Annotated in this window: 13 protein-coding genes; all 13 read left to right on the top strand. The window is 64.0% G+C overall.

Annotation, left to right across the window (positions count from 1 at the left end; translation table 11 throughout):
• Positions 1-86: 86 nt before the first annotated feature.
• The 13 genes from CW360_RS08855 to CW360_RS08795 all read left to right on the top strand — a co-directional run bounded on the left by CW360_RS08855 (position 87) and on the right by CW360_RS08795 (position 17,471).
• Positions 87-5,303, top strand: coding sequence for a DNA repair ATPase (locus CW360_RS08855; RefSeq protein WP_101193444.1), 5,217 nt, complete (start codon positions 87-89; stop codon positions 5,301-5,303).
• Positions 5,303-5,848 carry a rhomboid family intramembrane serine protease gene (locus tag CW360_RS08850; RefSeq protein ID WP_101193443.1) on the top strand — a complete coding sequence of 182 codons (546 nt, stop codon included), beginning with the start codon at positions 5,303-5,305 and terminating at the stop codon, positions 5,846-5,848. Before CW360_RS08855 ends, CW360_RS08850 begins: the two co-directional genes overlap by 1 nt.
• Before the next feature lie 15 nt (positions 5,849-5,863).
• A complete protein-coding gene (locus CW360_RS08845; protein WP_101193442.1) occupies positions 5,864-6,547 on the top strand; it encodes a phospholipase D-like domain-containing protein in 684 nt (227 codons plus the stop codon).
• Positions 6,548-6,644: 97 nt separating this feature from the next.
• A complete protein-coding gene (locus tag CW360_RS08840; protein WP_093985528.1) occupies positions 6,645-7,808 on the top strand; it encodes a GGDEF domain-containing protein in 1,164 nt (387 codons plus the stop codon).
• A gap of 38 nt (positions 7,809-7,846) precedes the next feature.
• Entirely contained in the window at positions 7,847-8,386 is a 540-nt protein-coding gene (locus CW360_RS08835) for a YaeQ family protein (RefSeq protein ID WP_101193441.1), read from the top strand.
• 48 nt (positions 8,387-8,434) lie between these two features.
• Positions 8,435-10,144 carry a single-stranded-DNA-specific exonuclease RecJ gene (gene recJ / locus CW360_RS08830; RefSeq protein WP_101193440.1) on the top strand — a complete coding sequence of 570 codons (1,710 nt, stop codon included), beginning with the start codon at positions 8,435-8,437 and terminating at the stop codon, positions 10,142-10,144.
• A gap of 59 nt (positions 10,145-10,203) precedes the next feature.
• Positions 10,204-10,911: a tellurite resistance TerB family protein gene (locus CW360_RS08825; protein WP_101193439.1), complete on the top strand. Its 708-nt coding sequence runs from the start codon at positions 10,204-10,206 to the stop codon at positions 10,909-10,911.
• Positions 10,912-11,017: 106 nt separating this feature from the next.
• Positions 11,018-12,113 (top strand): peptide chain release factor 2 gene (prfB, locus tag CW360_RS08820; RefSeq protein WP_101193438.1). Its coding sequence is split into 2 segments (ribosomal slippage): positions 11,018-11,089 and positions 11,091-12,113, totalling 1,095 coding nucleotides; the frame shifts between segments, so codons are not numbered across the junction.
• A 121-nt stretch (positions 12,114-12,234) separates the two neighbouring features.
• Entirely contained in the window at positions 12,235-13,752 is a 1,518-nt protein-coding gene (gene lysS / locus CW360_RS08815) for a lysine--tRNA ligase (protein ID WP_101193437.1), read from the top strand.
• 186 nt (positions 13,753-13,938) lie between these two features.
• Positions 13,939-14,478 carry a hypothetical protein gene (locus CW360_RS08810; RefSeq protein ID WP_093985523.1) on the top strand — a complete coding sequence of 180 codons (540 nt, stop codon included), beginning with the start codon at positions 13,939-13,941 and terminating at the stop codon, positions 14,476-14,478.
• A 17-nt stretch (positions 14,479-14,495) separates the two neighbouring features.
• Positions 14,496-15,785 (top strand): flavohemoglobin expression-modulating QEGLA motif protein, encoded by a 1,290-nt coding sequence (locus CW360_RS08805; protein ID WP_101193436.1) that lies wholly within the window; start codon positions 14,496-14,498, stop codon positions 15,783-15,785.
• A gap of 61 nt (positions 15,786-15,846) precedes the next feature.
• Positions 15,847-16,593, top strand: coding sequence for a TIGR00266 family protein (locus CW360_RS08800; protein WP_093985521.1), 747 nt, complete (start codon positions 15,847-15,849; stop codon positions 16,591-16,593).
• On the top strand, positions 16,593-17,471 hold the full coding sequence (locus CW360_RS08795; RefSeq protein WP_101193435.1) for an alpha/beta hydrolase: 879 nt from the start codon (positions 16,593-16,595) through the stop codon (positions 17,469-17,471). Before CW360_RS08800 ends, CW360_RS08795 begins: the two co-directional genes overlap by 1 nt.
• The last annotated feature ends 1 nt before the right edge of the window (position 17,472 follow it).

Below are 17,472 nucleotides of genomic sequence, written 5' to 3'. Positions count from 1 at the left end.
GCGGGCCGTGCGGCCCGTCCGGCCACTCTTTCCAGTTCCCGCCCGGAGGGGCGGGGGCCTGACGCCGCAGATTCAGGATGACCAGTATGTCGGACGCTCAAGCACCGCAAACCCAGGACCTAGTGGACAAGGCGGTCGCCGCCGGTGGCGCCTACGAGGTGTTGCACAAGCGCCTGCACGAGCAGGGCCAGCGTCTGCAGCAGATCAGCGAGCAGCTCAACCAACAGCGCCTGGAGACGTTCGGCAGCAGCCAGATGGCGGTCAGCGCACGGCTGCGGATCCGTACCGAAAACAACTGCATTGCCCGTGACATCGTGCAGGTCGGCGATTGCCTGCTGTTCGGCTACAACGTGTTCCTCGGCCTGAAGAAGGAAACCCGTGTCGAGGATGTGTTCTCCCTGTATCGCCTGGTCGAGCAGGAGGAAGGCTACGAGGCCGAAGCCGTGCCGCTGGCGGGCAGCTTCCTGGCTCACGCCAGCTTCGTTGCCGACTTCAACGAGCTGTACAGCTACTACAAGAACACCCGCCTGCTGCAGTTGGTGGTGCGTGACGGCAAGCTGCTGGCGAGCTTCCAGATCGGCGAGCGGGTCAGTGATCTGCGCGTGTTCCGCTGGTCGATCTCGGTCGACGGGCAGGACATCCGCTACATCGACAATCGTGGCGAGCGTGACATCGCCTTGCCCGCCCCCTTTGACTTCGAGTGGCAGAAGTGCACGCGCGACAGCGTGGTCAACGGCCGTCACCCGCATCTGAATATCCTCGATACCCTGTTTGTCGAAACCATCGGCGGTGACCTGACCGTCAAGATCGAGAACAACACCAATGACGGCTTGGGCATCTACCGCGAGCCGGTACAGGACAAGACCCAGTCGCTGGATGATGCGCAGGTCGAATATGCCCGCGTGGGCGGGCTGATCCTCCTGAAGATCCTCCCGTACCGCGAAGAGCACTGGCGCTATCTGGTGTTCAACAGCCTGAACGGCACGGTCGAGCGTATCGACGCCATCGGCCTGGCCTGCGTCCAGCTGCCGGAAGACCACGGCATCATCTTCCCCGGTGGCTATTACCTGCAGAGTGGCGAGCACAAGACCTTCGAGCAGTCGATGGCCGGCATGCGCTTCAAACGCGCGGTACGCTCGCCCAATGGCGAGGATGTGCTGTACATCTTCTATCACCCGGAGGAAGGCCGGGCGGTCTTGCTCTGCTACAACCTGATCACCCGCCAGTTGCAGAACCCGCTGTTCGGCCACGGCTATGCGCGCCTGGAGGATGGCCGCATGGTGATCTTCGCTGCGGAAAACGAGCCGACGCGTATCCATCCCATGCAGGTCTGGCAAACGCCGTTCTGTACCGCCGAATATGCCGCGCGCCAGCCAGCGCGCAGCGGCCTGCTGGGCAAGATCGGCAACGCCGAACTGGTGCGCGGCATCTCCGACCTCTACGCGCTGAGCCGCGAGATCGATAGTCCGACGGTTTCCCTGCAGCGCTACGCGGCGCTCTGCCAGCAGACCCGCCGCTTGTTCGATGCCTATCACTGGCTGAGCCATGCACAACTGACCGGGCTGGCGCCCCTGTTGCGCGAGATCACCGCCACCGCCGAACTGGTGCTCGACGAGTATGAGAAGGTCGAGAGCATCCGCCAGCAATCGGCCAAGGCCATGCAGGACGCCGAGAGCCGCCACAAGGCCCTGCTCGATAGCCTGCTGCCGGACAGCTGGGAGCAGGCGCAGAGCTTTGTCGACGCGCTCAATGGCATCACCACCCAGCGCGGTCTGCTCCTGACCATCCGCGAGTACCGCTACATCGACCTGGCACGCCTCGACGTGATGGAGGCCGAGTTGCTCGCCGCCCAGGAGCGGGTATCGGCGGCCACCGCGACCTTCCTCGCCGGCGATGCCGCCCTGCAGCCGTTTGTCAGCCGCCTGCATAGCCTTGACGAGCAGGCGCAGAAGGCCGCCAGCGTGGTGCAGTTGGCCGAGCCGCTGGCGGCCCTGCAGACCATGGCCGCCGACCTGGACATGCTGTCCGCGCTGATGGCCTCGCTGAAGATCGACGACGCTACCCAGCGTACACGCATCGTCGAATCCATCTCCGAGATCTATGCCCGCCTCAACCAGGCCAGGGCACGCGCCGAACAGCGGCGCAAGGGGTTGGGCTCGGCGGAGAGCGTGGCGCAGTTCGGTGCGCAGTTCAAACTGTTCAGCCAGGGCATCACCAATGCCTTGGGGCAGGCGCAGGACCCGGAGCGTTGCGACGAGCAGCTGGCCCGTCTGCTGGTGCAGCTGGAGGAGCTGGAGAGCCAGTTCGGTGACCAGGAACAGTTCCTTGGCGACATCCTGGCCAAGCGCGAGGAGCTGCTGGAAACCTTCGAGGCGCACAAGCAGGCGTTGCTTGATGAGCGCCAGCGCAAGGCGCAAGGCGTACTGGAGGCGGCCCGGCGTATCCTCGACAGCCTGGCCCGGCGTACCGCGCGCTTCACCCGGGCCGAGGAACTCAACGCCTTCTTCGCCGCCGACCCGCTGATTCTCAAGCTGCGCGAGATGACCGAACGCCTGCGCGCGTTGCAGGACAGCGTCAAGGCCGACGACATCGAGGCGCGCCTCAAGGGGGCCCGCGACCAGGCGGTACGCGCGCTGCGCGACAAGAGCGAGCTGTTCGAAGAGGGTGGCAACGTCATCAAGCTCGGTCCGCGCCACCGCTTCAGCGTCAACAGCCAGGAACTCGACCTGACCCTGCTGCCGCGTGGTGAGCAGTTGTACCTGCACCTGACCGGTACCGACTTCCTCGAACCGCTGGCCAATGCCGAGCTGGAGGCGCTCAAGCCGTTCTGGCAGGTGGCGCTGGAGTCGGAGTCGGCACAGCTGTACCGCGGCGAATACCTGGCCGGCGAGGTGCTGGCCGCCGCCGATGAGGGGCGCGAGGGCCTCGACCTGGAGCGCCTGAAGTCCCTGCTGGCGCAGCCGGACGAGTTGGCCCGGTTGGTCCGTGACTTTGCTGCGCCGCGCTACAAGGAAGGTTACGAGAAGGGCATCCACGATCACGATGCCGCTGCCATCCTCATCCAGCTGCTGCCGTTGCGCGACAGCGCCGGTCTGCTGCGCTATGGCGCCACGGCGCGCGCCCTGGCCTGCCTGTTGTGGGCCGTGCAGCGCGATAATCCGGCGCTGGCGCAGTGGCCGGAGCGGGCGCGTAGCGGCCGGCACATGCAGCAGTTGTTCGGTCACCGCGAGGCTCTGCAACAGTTGCAGGAGGAAATTGCCCAGGCCTTGCGCGCCTTCCTTGCCGAGCAGCCTGTGGGTCTGGATGTGGCGCTGGTGGGCGAGGCGGCCGAGTACCTGGTGCAGGTGCTGGCCGCCGAGCGCGCCGAGTTTGTTTTCAGCAAGTACGCCCGGCAGTTGTTGGATGGACTCAGGCTGCGTCTGCAGGCGGCGCGGCTGTGGGATGACTACCAGCAGGCCCTGGCTCACCTCGACGGTCGACCGGCGGCGCAGTGGGCGCTGCTCGACAACTGGTTGCGCGGCCTCTGCGCCCAGGACGAGTTTGCCGCGCTGAGCGGTTATGTCGCCGAGGCCGTGGCACTGTCGCTGCTAGGTGAGGCGTTGCCGGGACGTGTCAGCGAAGTTGATTTGCGCTTTAGCGTCGCCCCGCTGATGGGTGAGCACCCGCGCATTGTCGAACGTCAGCTGGTGTTGGCGGTCGATGACCTGTTTGCCCGCCTGCGCCAGCACCGTACGCAGTTCCTCCCGGGGCTGCAGCGTTACCAGGCGCTACGCCAGGCGGTGATCGCCGAGCAGCGCACGGCGCTGCGCCTCAGCGAGTTCAAGCCGCGACCGCTGTCGTCCTTTGTGCGCAACAAGCTGATCAATGATGTGTACCTGGGCTTTATCGGTGACAACCTGGCCAAGCAGATGGGCACGGTGGGCGAGGGCAAACGTTCCGACCTGATGGGCCTGCTGATGCTCATTTCGCCGCCCGGCTACGGCAAGACCACGCTGATGGAGTACGTGGCGCACCGCCTGGGACTGATCTTCATGAAGATCAACGGTCCGGCGCTGGGCCACGAGGTGCGCTCGGTAGACCCGGCGCAGGCACCGGATGCCACCTCGCGCCAGGAACTGGAGAAGCTCAACCTGGCGCTGGAAATGGGCAACAACGTGATGCTGTATGTCGATGACATCCAGCACACCCACCCTGAGTTTCTGCAGAAGTTCATCTCGCTGTGCGACGGCACGCGGCGCATCGAGGGCGTGTGGAAGGGCCAGACCAAGACCTATGACATGCGCGGCAAGAAGTTCTGCGTGATCATGTCCGGCAATCCCTACACCGAGTCCGGCGAGCTGTTCAAAATCCCCGACATGCTCGCCAACCGCGCTGACATCTACAACCTGGGCGACACCCTGGGCGGCATGCAGGAGGCCTTCGCGCTGTCGTATATCGAGAACAGCCTGACCTCCAACCCGGTGCTGGCGCCGCTGGCCACCCGCGACATGGCCGACCTCTACCGCTTCGTCGCCAAGGCCGAGGGCAAGCCGTTTTCCAGCAACGAGCTGTCGCACAGCTACAGCGGGGCGGAAATCAACGAGATCGTCAGTACCCTGCAGCGTCTGATGCAGGTGCGTGACGTGGTTGGCCGGGTCAATCAGCAGTACATCGTCAGCGCCGCGCAGGCCGACCAGTACCGTAGCGAACCACCGTTCAAGCTGCAGGGCAGTTACCGCAACATGAACAAGATGGCCGAGAAGGTCAGCGCGGTGATGAACGATGCCGAGCTGCTGCAACTGATCGCCGATCACTACCAGGGCGAGGCACAGTTGCTGACCAGTGGCGCCGAGGAAAACCTGCTCAAGCTGGCCGAGCTGCGTGGCAACATGACGGCCGAGCAGGCCGAGCGCTGGACACAGATCAAGCGTGACTTCCTGCGCAACAAGGCGATGGGGGGCAGCGACAGCGATGTCGGCGCGCGGCTGGTGGCGCAGCTCAATGATCTGGTCGAGAGCGTGCGCGGGCTTGGCCGGCCGGGCGGCCGCGAGGAGGCATTGCCGGCACTGCTGCAGGCCGTCGAGCAATGGCAGCAGACCCCGCCGCAACTGGCCGTGCATGTACAGGTGCCGCCCCAGCAGGGCGTGCAGGCCGTTCTGGAAAGCCTCGCCGACAGCCTGCAGAACAGCCTGTTGCCACTGGTGCGGGCCATGGACAAGAAAATCGATATCGACCTGGGGACGCACAACCGCATGCAGCAGATTTCCGGCCAGTTGCGTGAACTGGCCGAGCAGCTTGGTGCGGGGCAGGGCAGTGCGGGCTGATGAGGAATATCGGCAGCGAGTTGCGTGTGCTGTTGGCGCTGACCGCCAGCCTGCTGCTGGTACAACTGCTCAACAGCCTGACGGGGGATGCCCTGCATGGCCTGGGGCTGGTGCCGCGTCAGCTGGCTGCGCTGCCCGGCATCCTGTTTGCTCCCTGGCTGCACGGCGGCTGGCTGCATCTGCTGAGCAACCTGAGCGGTTTGCTGGTGCTGGGTGGTCTGCTGATTCTGCGTTCGCGTCGCGATTTCCTCCGCGCCAGTGCGTTCATCGTCCTTGGCAGCGGACTGCTGGTCTGGCTATTTGCCCGGCATGGCCTGCATATCGGCGCCAGCGGCTGGCTGTTCGGCTTGTGGGGCCTGCTGCTGGCCCGCGCCTGGTTCCAGCGCAGCCTGATCGATCTGCTGTTCGCCGCCCTGGTGCTGTTTCTCTACGGTGGCTGGCTGTTTGGCCTGGTGCCGCAGCCCGGCGTGTCTTTCGAATACCACCTGGCGGGGGCCTTGTGCGGGGTGTGCTATGCCGCGCTGAGCCGTCGCCGCCAGCCATGAACAGAGGGAACCTGCATGGATTTCAATCAGCTTGACCAGCAGTTGCGTGACAGCCTGAATGACCTGCGCCTGAGCAACCAGGAGCGTGACGAGTTGCGCCAGCTGGGTAGCAACCTGAGCACCGAGCAGGTGCGCTACCTGCGTAACCGGGCCTTCGCCCTGGTGCGCGAACTGATCGCTGAGCCGGGCAATGCCGAGCCGGCACTCAAGTGGCTGGAACAGGTGGTCAAAACCCTGGATAGCGCGGCTGCTCCCCGCCAGCTCGAGGTGGGCAGCGCGCACTTCAGCCCGGGGGAAAGCTGCCGGCGGAAGATCCGCGAGCTGTGCCGGCAGGCGCGGCGCAGCGTGGATATCTGTGTCTACACCATTTCCGACGACCAGCTCAGCGAGGAAATCGTCGCCTGCCATCGTCGCGGCATCGTGGTCAGGGTGATCAGCGATAACGACAAACAGTTCGACGAGGGCAGCGATATCCAGTGGTTGCAACGCCAGGGCGTGCCACTGCGTATTGATGACAGCCCCTACCACATGCACCACAAGTTCGCGCTGTTCGATGGCCGCCTGTTGCTCAATGGCAGCTTCAACTGGACACGCAGCGCCACCACCAGCAACGAGGAAAATCTTCTGGTGATCGATCACCCCGCGCTGCTGGCAGCCTATGCCGCGGAGTTCGAGGCGCTGTGGGCGCGTTTTGCCTGACAATCCCAGGTGAGCTTTTTCGGGCAATCGGCTAACGTATCGGCACTTTGCCGGCACGGACGTGCCGGGCCTGCCTGAAGTCCCGCGAGCTGCAAGCATGTCATCACTGCATATCCCTTCCCTGTTGCTGGCCAATGGCAGCGTAGTCACCCTGTGCGGCCTGCTCATGCTGTTCAGTTGGTGGCGAGGACGCACCCAGCCGGCCTTGCTGTGGAATGGTTGCATGCTCTTGCTGGCGGCCATCGGCCTGGTGTGCAACGCGCTGCGTGGTTTGGGTTTCGACTGGTTGCCGATCATCGTTGGCAATATGCTGCTGCTGTTCTGTGCCGGTATGAACTGGACCGTCATGCGCGTGCTTTGCGGTCGTGCGCCGCGCTGGCCGTGGCTGTTTTCCGGGGCGCTGGTCTGGTGGCTGCTGTGCCAGTGGCCGGCTTTTTACCAGAACCTCAGCTGGCGCATCCTGGCGCATACCTTGCTGATGTCCTGCTTCATGCTGTTGGCCATGCGCGAGTTGTGGCGGGCGCGTCGGAAACTGCAGGTGTCCGTGCTGCCGGCGCTGTTGCTGATCGGCTTACATACCTTGTTCTACGTGATGCGCATGCTGATCAGTGTGCAGCACACGGATCGTCCCTTGCAGGAAAATCCGCTGTTCCCGGTGCTGCTGGTGGAAAGCATGTTGTATGCGGTGGGCATCGCCTTCGTGGTGCTGGCCATGGTCAAGGAACAGATCGAGCAGCGCTATCGCCTGGCAGCCTACTCCGACCCGCTGACCGGCATCGGCAATCGCCGCGCCTTTCTCGACAGTGGCGAGCGGCTGCTGGGACTGTGCCAGCGTCAGCAGCAGCCGGTTGCCTTGCTACTGTTCGATCTGGATCACTTCAAGGCGGTCAATGACCGTTTCGGCCATTCCTCGGGCGACAAGGTGCTGCAGGCGTTCAGCCAGGGCGCGCAGTTGCAGTTGCGGCGCGGTGATGTATTCGGGCGCATTGGTGGTGAGGAGTTTGCCTGTCTGATTCATGGCCGCCTGGAAGACGCCTTGCAACTCGCCGAGCGTATGCGCCAGGGATTTGCCGAGCATTGTGTGGAGCAGCACCGGCATACCGTGAGCGTGGGGGTGGCAGCCAGTGACCAGGCGGGCTACGACCTGGAGCGCCTGTTGGCGCTGGCCGACGCGGCGCTGTACCGTGCCAAGCATGCCGGGCGCAACCGGGTCATGGCGCATGGCGCCGACATGCCCCCGCAGGGCGTGCCGTCCTGTTAGACTGCGCGCCCTCGATCAGTCTTCGGATATCACCGCGCATGGCCCTGCAAGCGACGCCCTACAAAGTCGACCTGAACCTCACCGACATGGACCGTGGCGTCTACGAAAGCCTGCGTTTCACCGTGGCGCGTCACCCTTCGGAAACCGAGGAGCGCCTGGCCGTGCGGCTGATCGCCTATGCGTTGTTCTACCACGAGCAGCTGGCCTTTGGTCGGGGCCTGTCGGATGTCGACGAGCCGGCACTCTGGGAAAAGAGCCTGGATGGCCGCGTGCTGCACTGGATCGAAGTCGGTCAGCCGGATGCCGAACGCATCACCTGGTGCTCGCGCCGCGCCGAGCGCTTCACCCTGCTGGCCTATGGCAACCTGCGTGTCTGGCAGGGGCGGGTGCTCGAGCCGCTGCGCACCCTGAAGAATATCCATGTGCTGGCTGTGGATCAGGAGGCGCTGGCCAACCTGGCGCAGGACCTGCCGCGCGCCTTGAGCTGGAGCGTGATGATCAGCGATGGCGAGCTGTTCGTTACCGATGAGCGCGGCCAGCATGAAATTCCCCTGCAATGGCTGGTTGGCCAGCGTTGAGCAGGCCTGTCTGCCTGCCGCGCCAGCGCCCGAGAAACGGTTCGTAGCATGCGTATCGAAGTTCGTCCGTTACCTGAGCAGATGCCCGACCTGGGCGAGTTGCCCGCGCTGTTGGCGCGTCTGTATGCCGCGCGAGGCGTGCGCAGTGCCGAGGAGCTGGACAAGGCCTTGGGGCGCTTGCTGCCTTATCAGCAGCTCAAGGGCATCGAGGGCGCCGTGGACTTGCTGGTGCAGGCTTTGCAGCAGCGCCAGCGCATTCTCATCGTTGGCGACTTCGATGCCGACGGCGCCACGGCCAGTTCGGTGGGCGTGCTGGGCTTGCGTCAGCTGGGAGCCGCGCAGGTCGACTACCTAGTGCCCAACCGCTTCGAGTATGGCTACGGACTGACGCCGGAAATCGTCGCAGTGGCTTTGCAGCGCCAGCCCGATCTGCTGGTGACCGTGGATAACGGCATTTCCAGTGTGGAGGGGGTGGCTGCCGCCAAGGCCGCCGGGCTCAGGGTGCTGGTCACCGATCACCACTTGCCGGGACCGCAGTTACCGGCGGCCGATGCCATCGTCAACCCTAACCAGCCGGGCTGTAGTTTTCCCAGCAAGTCTCTGGCCGGCGTCGGGGTGATGTTCTATGTGCTGCTGGCGCTGCGTGCGCGGCTGCGTGAGATGAGCTGGTTTGTCGGGCGCGCCGAGCCGAATCTGGCCGAGCTGCTTGATCTGGTGGCGCTGGGTAGCGTGGCCGATGTGGTGCCGCTGGATGCCAACAACCGCATCCTGGTGCATCAGGGGCTGGCACGTATCCGCGCCGGACGTGCGCGACCGGGCCTGCGGGCGATTCTCGAGGTTGCCGGGCGCGATCACCGGCGCATCAGCTCCACCGACCTGGGGTTCATCCTCGGCCCGCGCTTGAATGCGGCGGGACGCCTGGACGACATGAGCCTGGGCATCGAATGCCTGCTGTGCGAGGACGAAGCGCTGGCCCGTGATATGGCCGTGCAGCTCGACCAGCTCAATCAGGACCGCAAGGCCATCGAGCAGGGCATGCAGCGCGAGGCGCTGGCCCAGCTCAAGGATTTGCCGCTGGATGATCTGCCCTATGGGCTGTGCCTGTTCGAGCCGGACTGGCACCAGGGGGTGATCGGCATTCTTGCTTCACGCCTCAAGGAGCGTTACCACCGTCCGGCCATCGCCTTTGCCGATGCCGGGGATGGGCTGCTCAAGGGCTCGGCGCGTTCGGTGCCGGGGCTGCATATCCGTGACGCCCTGGATGCCGTGGCGGCGCGTCATCCCGGACTGATCAGCAAGTTTGGCGGGCACGCCATGGCCGCCGGACTGTCACTGCCGCAGGAGCATTTCGGCGCCTTTGCCGTGGCCTTTGACGCCGAGGTGCGTCGCCAGTTGAGTGCCGATGACCTGGCCGGCCGGCTGTTGTCCGATGGTCAGCTGCAGGTGGGTGAATTCAACCTTGAGCTGGCGCGTGCCTTGCGGCATGCCGGCCCCTGGGGGCAGCATTTCCCCGAGCCGCTGTTCCATGGGCGTTTTCAACTGGTGCAGCAGCGTCTGGTCGGTGAGCGCCATCTCAAGCTGCAGCTGAAAACCGAATGTGGCAGCCAGGCTCTGGACGGTATCGCCTTCAATATCGACCGTGAGCAATGGCCGAATGCCAACGTGCGTTGGGTGGAGCTGGCCTACAAGCTGGATCTCAACGAGTACCGGGGTAATGAATCGGTACAATTGCTGGTCAATTATCTGGCCCCCTGTTAGCTGTCTGGCGGGTTTTAGTGCGCTACGTTTAGCCTTTGTCCTTCAGGAGCTGCATATCCATGAATACCCGCGGTTTGCTCGATCAACTGCTCAAGTCCGGCCAGCAATTGCTGCAACAAAATGGCCTGGGCAATAACCAACCGGCCGGCGGAGCCGGGCAGGGCGCCTCGCCGCTGGGCAGCCTGCTGGGTGGTGCGGCCGGTGGTGCGCTGGCCGCCGGTGCGCTGGGCCTGCTGCTGGGCAACAAGAAGGCCCGTAAGTTCGGTGGCAAGGCGCTGACCTACGGGGGCCTGGCGGCGCTCGGCGTGATGGCCTACAAGGCCTATGGCAACTGGCAGGCGCAGCAGGCCGGCAGTGCGCCGGCGCGCGAGCCGCAGACCGTCGATCGTCTGCCGGCACCGCAGGCCGAGCTGCACAGCCAGGCGATTCTCAAGGCGCTGGTGGCGGCGGCCAAGGCCGATGGGCATGTCGATGCCCGCGAGCGTGCGTTGATCGAGGAAGAAATGGCCAAGCTCAGTGGTAACGACCTGCAATTGCAGCGCTGGCTGGAGCAGGAACTCAACCGCCCGCTGGATCCGGCCGCAGTAGCTGCCGCCGCGACGACGCCGGAAATGGCTGCCGAGGTCTACCTGGCCAGCGTGCTGATGGTTGATGAGGAGCATTTCATGGAGCGTGCCTATCTGGATGAACTGGCTCGCCAGCTGCAACTGGCTCCGGAACTGAAGAGCGCCCTGGAGGCCCAGGTTCAGCAGCTCGGACAGGCCTGAAAGCCTACCTGTACGTCGCCGCCCGGCGACGTACAGGACTGCCCGGGCGCGGCGCGCTCGGGTATACTCGCCGGCTTTTGCAATAGCGTGCAGCGAGTATCCCGCCATGGAAATCAATCCGATCCTCAACAGCATCAAGGACCTCACCGAACGCACCCAGTCCATTCGGGGGTATCTTTGACTACGATCAGAAGCATGATCGCCTGATCGAAGTAAACCGCGAGCTGGAAGACGCCGGCGTCTGGAACAAGCCCGAGTACGCCCAGGCCCTGGGTCGTGAGCGCGCCATGCTGGCGCAGATCGTCGACACCATCGATGACCTTACCGGCAGTCTGGCCGATTCCAGGGATCTGCTGGAAATGGCTGCCGAAGAGAACGATGAAGGCGCGGTGAACGATATCGTCGCCGAAGTGGAACGTCTGCGCGAAATCCTCGAAAAGCTGGAATTCCGCCGCATGTTCAGCCACGAGATGGACCCCAACAACTGCTACCTGGATATCCAGGCCGGTTCCGGCGGTACCGAGGCCCAGGACTGGGCCAACATCCTGCTGCGCATGTACCTGCGCTGGGCCGACAAGCGCGGCTTCGATGCCACCATCATCGAACTGTCCGAAGGCGAAGTCGCTGGCATCAAGGGCGCCACCGTGCACATCAAGGGCGAGTATGCCTTTGGCTGGCTGCGCACCGAGATCGGCGTGCACCGCCTGGTGCGCAAGAGCCCGTTCGACTCCGGTGCGCGTCGCCACACCTCGTTCTCGGCGGTGTTCGTCTCGCCCGAGATCGACGACAAGGTGGAAATCGAGATCAACCCGGCCGACCTGCGCATCGACACCTACCGCTCCTCCGGCGCCGGTGGTCAGCACGTCAACACCACCGACTCGGCGGTGCGTATCACCCACGTGCCGACCAACACCGTGGTGGCCTGCCAGAACGAACGTTCCCAGCACGCCAACAAGGACACCGCCATGAAGATGCTGCGGGCCAAGTTGTACGAGCTGGAAATGATGAAGCGCAACGCCGCCTCGCAGGCCCTGGAAGACAGCAAGTCGGACATCGGCTGGGGGCACCAGATCCGTTCCTATGTGCTCGATGACTCGCGCATCAAGGATCTGCGTACCGGCGTCGAGCGCAGTGACTGCCAGAAAGTGCTCGATGGCGACCTCGATGGCTACCTCGAGGCCAGTCTGAAACAGGGCCTCTAAAGCAGGCGCATGCTTCAAGCGATAAGCTGCACGCTGCAGCGGGTGAGCCTCCCGGTGGAGGCCCCCGCTTGAACTGTGCAGTGACCTTTCAAGAACGATGATTTGACCGGGACGACCCGCAATGAGCGACCAACACCTCGACCAGTCCAGCCTTTCCCACGAAGAGCGGCAGCACGAAGAAAACAAGCTGGTTGCCCAGCGCAAGGAAAAGCTGGCCGCCGTGCGTGAGCAGGGCAATGCCTTTCCCAACGATTTCCGCCGCGACAGCCTGTGTGCCGACCTGCAGAAACAGTATGCGGAGAAGAGCAAGGAAGAGCTGGAGGCGGCCGCCATTCCGGTCAAGGTTGCCGGGCGCATCATGCTTAACCGTGGCGCCTTCATGGTGATCCAGGACACCTCGGGTCGCCTGCAGGTGTATGTCGACCGCAAGACCCTGCCGGCCGAGCAGCTGGAGGCGGTCAAGCATTTCGACCTCGGCGACATCATTGCCGCCGAAGGCACCCTGGCGCGTTCCGGTAAGGGTGACCTGTACGTCTACATGCACAGCGTGCGCCTGCTGACCAAGTCGCTGCGTCCGCTGCCGGACAAGTTCCACGGCCTGACCGACACCGAGCAACGCTACCGCCAGCGTTATGTCGACCTGATCATGAACGAAGACGTGCGCCAGACCTTCCGCGTACGCTCCCAGGTAATTGCACACATCCGCCGCTTCCTCAATGAGCGGGGCTTCCTCGAAGTGGAAACGCCGATGTTGCAGACCATTCCCGGCGGTGCCGCGGCCAAGCCGTTCGAAACTCACCACAATGCCCTGGACATGCAGATGTTCCTGCGCATCGCCCCGGAGCTGTACCTCAAGCGCCTGGTGGTCGGTGGCTTCGAGAAGGTCTTCGAGATCAACCGCAACTTCCGCAACGAGGGCGTGTCGACCCGGCACAATCCCGAGTTCACCATGCTCGAGTTCTACCAGGCTTATGCCGACTACCGCGATAACATGGACCTCACCGAGGAGCTGTTCCGCGAGCTGGCCCTGGCGGTGCTGGGCAGCACCGACGTGCCGTACGGCGACAAGGTGTTCCACTTCGGTGAGCCGTTTGCGCGCCTGTCGGTGTTCGACTCGATCCTCAAGTACAACCCGGACATCACCGCGGAAGACCTCAACGATGTCGAGAAGGCCCGTGCCATCGCCAAGCAGGCCGGTGCCAAGCTGCTCGGCCACGAAGGACTGGGCAAGCTGCAGGTGATGATTTTCGAGGAGCTGGTCGAGCACAAGCTGGAGCAGCCACACTTCATCACCGAGTACCCCTTCGAGGTCTCGCCGCTGGCCCGGCGCAACGACCAGAACCCCAACGTCACCGACCGCTTCGAACTGTTCATTGGCGGCCGCGAGATCGCCAATGCCTACTCCGAGCTGAATGATGCCGAAGACCAGGCCGAGCGTTTCCACGCGCAGGTAGCCGAGAAGGACGCCGGTGATGACGAGGCCATGCATTACGACGCCGACTTCGTGCGTGCCCTGGAATACGGCATGCCGCCGACGGCCGGTGAAGGCATCGGCATCGATCGCCTGGTGATGCTGCTGACCAACTCGCCGTCGATCCGTGACGTCATCCTGTTCCCGCACATGCGTCCGGAACACTGAGTCGCCTGCAGTCTCACAACAGCCCGCCTTCTTGGCGGGCTGTTGCGTTTTAGGCAGCAGTACACGCCCCGGACAAACGCTTGCGGCTGATGGTTGACGGCGGCCGGGGGCGCCCGCCAAGATCATCGCCAGGCGCCTGGTGGTGGGCGCATGAGCTTCCGGCCTGGTCTTTCCAAGGAGCGTGCCATGCACGTATGGCGTGTGTTGTGTCTGTGTTGCCTGGCACTGCTGGGCGGTTGCCTGGTGTCGTTCGAGCAGGGTATTCCGCCCGAGGAGGCCGCGCCCATGCCTTTGCTGGGTGACTGGCAGCGACAGAACGAGTGGGGCGAAAGCCAGTACCTGTCCATCAGCCATGCGGGTGCACAACGCTATCGCGCACGCCTGGCCGATGATGACGACAAGTTCGAGGAGTATCCCTTTACCGTGCGCCACCATGGCCGTCGCTGGTACCTCAGCGCCGAATTGCCCGAACGCCTGGGCGGACGGCATGCCTGGCTGGGGTTCGAACTGACGCGGGGCAATGAGCTGGTGCTGTTCAGCCTGGATATCGAACGCGTCATGCGCGATGTCGAAGAGGGACGCCTGGCCGGTTCGCCCTTCGACACCGAGGAAGGCGAGGGACTGGCCATTGCCAGTCCGCTGCATGAGGTGCTGGGCTATCTGGACGATCCGGCCAATGCCGGGTTGTTCGTCGAAGTGGCGCGTTTCCAGCGTCGCGCGGACTGAACAGGCAGGGTAGGCGCATGGCGGCGACGAGCGGACTGGATGATTATCAGCTGAGCATTCGCCGGCTTTCCGAGCGTATCGTCGCCGCGCAGGTGCCGATTCGCATACTGGATGCGGTGAAGTGGGACGATGGCGTGCGTGAGGGCTTCTTTGCCCAGGGGGCGCAGGCGCTGCCGGCGGTGGATCGAGACTACTACCTGGCTCGCCCGCTGGGTTTCGACCCGACGGCGAAGAAGCAGGAGTTGCAGGCCATCGAGCGGGATATCACCAGCCAGCTCGGCCAGTTCAGCCCGGTGGGGCAGATCATGCGACGCATGTGCAAGGAATACCGCATGGTCATTCGCATGCTCGAAGGCCGGGGTACGGCGGATTTCGGCCTGATCTCCCAGGAGTTGTATGGCGCTGCAACCGATGCCTTCCATGCCGGCGACCCGACCCTGGCGGACCTGGGGCTGATGCTCAGCGATTACCTGAACGCCATCGCCGCACGCGGCGACCTGGTCGATGAAGCGAAGACCCTCGACGCCAGTCAGGCGGTCAACCTGCTGCAGCAGCGGCTGTCGGCGTTGTTCGGTGACGATACGGTGCGTGTCATGGTGTCCGACGGCATTCTCGCCGATGCCGCGGCCGGTGCCGACTACATCAAGCTGCGTAGCGATGCGCGCTTCAATGAGCGCGATGTGCGGGCTCTTGAGGTACATGAGGGCATGGTGCATGTGGGAACCACGCTGAATGGCCTCAACCAGCCGATTTGTACCTTCCTCGCCAAAGGACCGCCCTCGTCGACGGTGACCCAGGAAGGCCTGGCGATTCTCATGGAGGTGATTACCTTTGCCTCCTATCCGTCGCGCCTGCGCAAGCTGACCAACCGTACCCGGGCCATCCACATGGCCGAGGAGGGCGCGGATTTCCTGGAAATCTACCGCTTCTTCCTAGAGCAGGGTTTCTCCGCCGAAGACAGCTACGCCAACAGCAGCCGGGTGTTTCGCGGCTCGTTGCCCGACGGTTTGCCCTTCACCAAGGATTTGTCCTATCTGAAGGGCTTCATCCTGATTTACAACTACATCCAGCTGGCGGTGCGCAAGGGCAAGCTGGAGCAGATTCCCCTGCTGTTCTGTGGCAAAACCACCCTGGAGGACATGCGTGCTCTGCGCCAGCTGGTCGATGAGGGCATCGTGGTGCCGCCCCTGTACCTGCCGCCACAGTTTCGTGATCTCAATGCGCTATCGGCCTGGATGTGCTTTTCCAACTTTCTCAACCACCTGAGCCTGGAACGCATCGAGGCGGACTACGCGAACATCCTTTAGCAGCTGCAAGCGTTTAACTCCCTGCACGCTTGTGGCTTGCCGCTAACTCAAGGTTACTTCCATGCCCAGCCATCAACTCGACTATGAAATTCTCGGCTCCTCGGCGCAGACCGTGGAGATCATTCTCGACCCCGGCGAGACGGTGATCGCCGAGGCCGGGGCGATGAACTACATGACCGAGGGCATCCGTTTCGAAACGCGCATGGGCGATGGTTCGGCCAATGGTGTGCTGGGCAAGTTATGGGGCGCCGGTAAGCGTCTGCTGACCGGTGAGTCGCTGTTCATGACGCATTTCAGCAACCACGGCCAGGGCCGGCAACGGGTGGGCTTCGCTGCGCCTTACCCGGGCAGCGTGGTGCCCATCGAGCTTGGCCAGGTCGGCGGCAAACTGATCTGCCAGAAGGATGCCTTTCTCTGCGCGGCTTACGGTACGCAGATCGGCATCAGCTTCAGCAAGCGCCTGGGTGCCGGTTTTTTCGGCGGTGAGGGGTTTATCCTGCAAAAGCTCGAAGGTGACGGCCTGGCTTTCGTGCATGCCGGCGGTACGGTGATTCGCAAGGAGTTACGCAACGAGACGCTGCGTCTGGATACCGGCTGCCTGGTGGCCTTCAGTGCCGGCATCGACTACGACATCGCCCTGGCCGGCGGTCTCAAGAGCATGCTGTTCGGTGGCGAGGGTATTCTCCTGACCACTTTGCGCGGCACCGGCACGGTGTGGATCCAGAGCCTGCCGTTCTCGCGCCTGGCCGAGCGTATCTACGAAGCGACCTACAAGGCGCGCGAGGAAGTGCGCGCCGGCGGCAAGTGATGCGCAGCCTGCTGCTGGGGCTGTGCCTGTTGCTGGGTGGCTGCAGCCAGTGGCTGTTCTACCCGCAGGCGGGGCTGCCGGTGACCCCGGCAGTACTGCAGCTGGACTATCGCGATGTGTATTTGCAGGCGGCCGATGGCACGCGCCTGCATGGCTGGTGGCTGCCCGCGGCGCCGGGGGTGGCGCCGCGTGGCACGGTGCTGCACCTGCATGGCAATGCTGGCAACCTGGCCTGGCACCTGCAGGGGGTGGCCTGGTTGCCAGCCCAGGGTTATCAGGTGCTGATGCTCGATTACCGGGGCTATGGCCTGTCCGCCGGGCAGCCGAGTCTGCCGGCGGTGTACCAGGATATCGACGGCGCCTTTGCCTGGCTGGCGCAGGCGCCGGACGTGCAGGGCAAGCCGCTGGTCGTGCTCGGCCAGAGCCTGGGTGGCGCGCTGGCAGTACGTTACCTGGCCGAGCATGCCGAACAGCGCCAGCGTCTGCAGGCCTTGCTGCTGGATGGCGTGCCGGCCAGCTATCGCGGCGTGGCCCGGCATGCGCTGGGCAGTCACTGGCTGACCTGGGCCTTGCAGTACCCGTTGTCCTGGCTTTTGCCCGAGCAGGAAAGCGCCGCTTATGCCATCGAACACCTGCAGGGCTTGCCCATTCTCATCTACCACAGCCTGGATGATGCGGTGGTGCCGCTTGCCAACGGCGTGCAGCTGTATCAGGCTGCGCAGCCGCCGCGGGTCTTCCAGCCTACCCGCGGTGAGCATGTGCAGACGTTCGCCGAGCCCGTGTGGCGCGAGGTGATGCTGCGTTACCTGGAGGATCCGCAGGGCTATCGTGGCCTGCGGCGCCTGGGTGAAATAGCCAATCCCGACCATCCGCATTAAG

This window comes from Pseudomonas fluvialis, from assembly GCF_002835605.1.
GTDB lineage: Bacteria > Pseudomonadota > Gammaproteobacteria > Pseudomonadales > Pseudomonadaceae > Aquipseudomonas > Aquipseudomonas fluvialis.
Note: the sequence above shows the minus strand (reverse complement) of the source record. Positions and strands in the feature narration are given on the sequence as shown.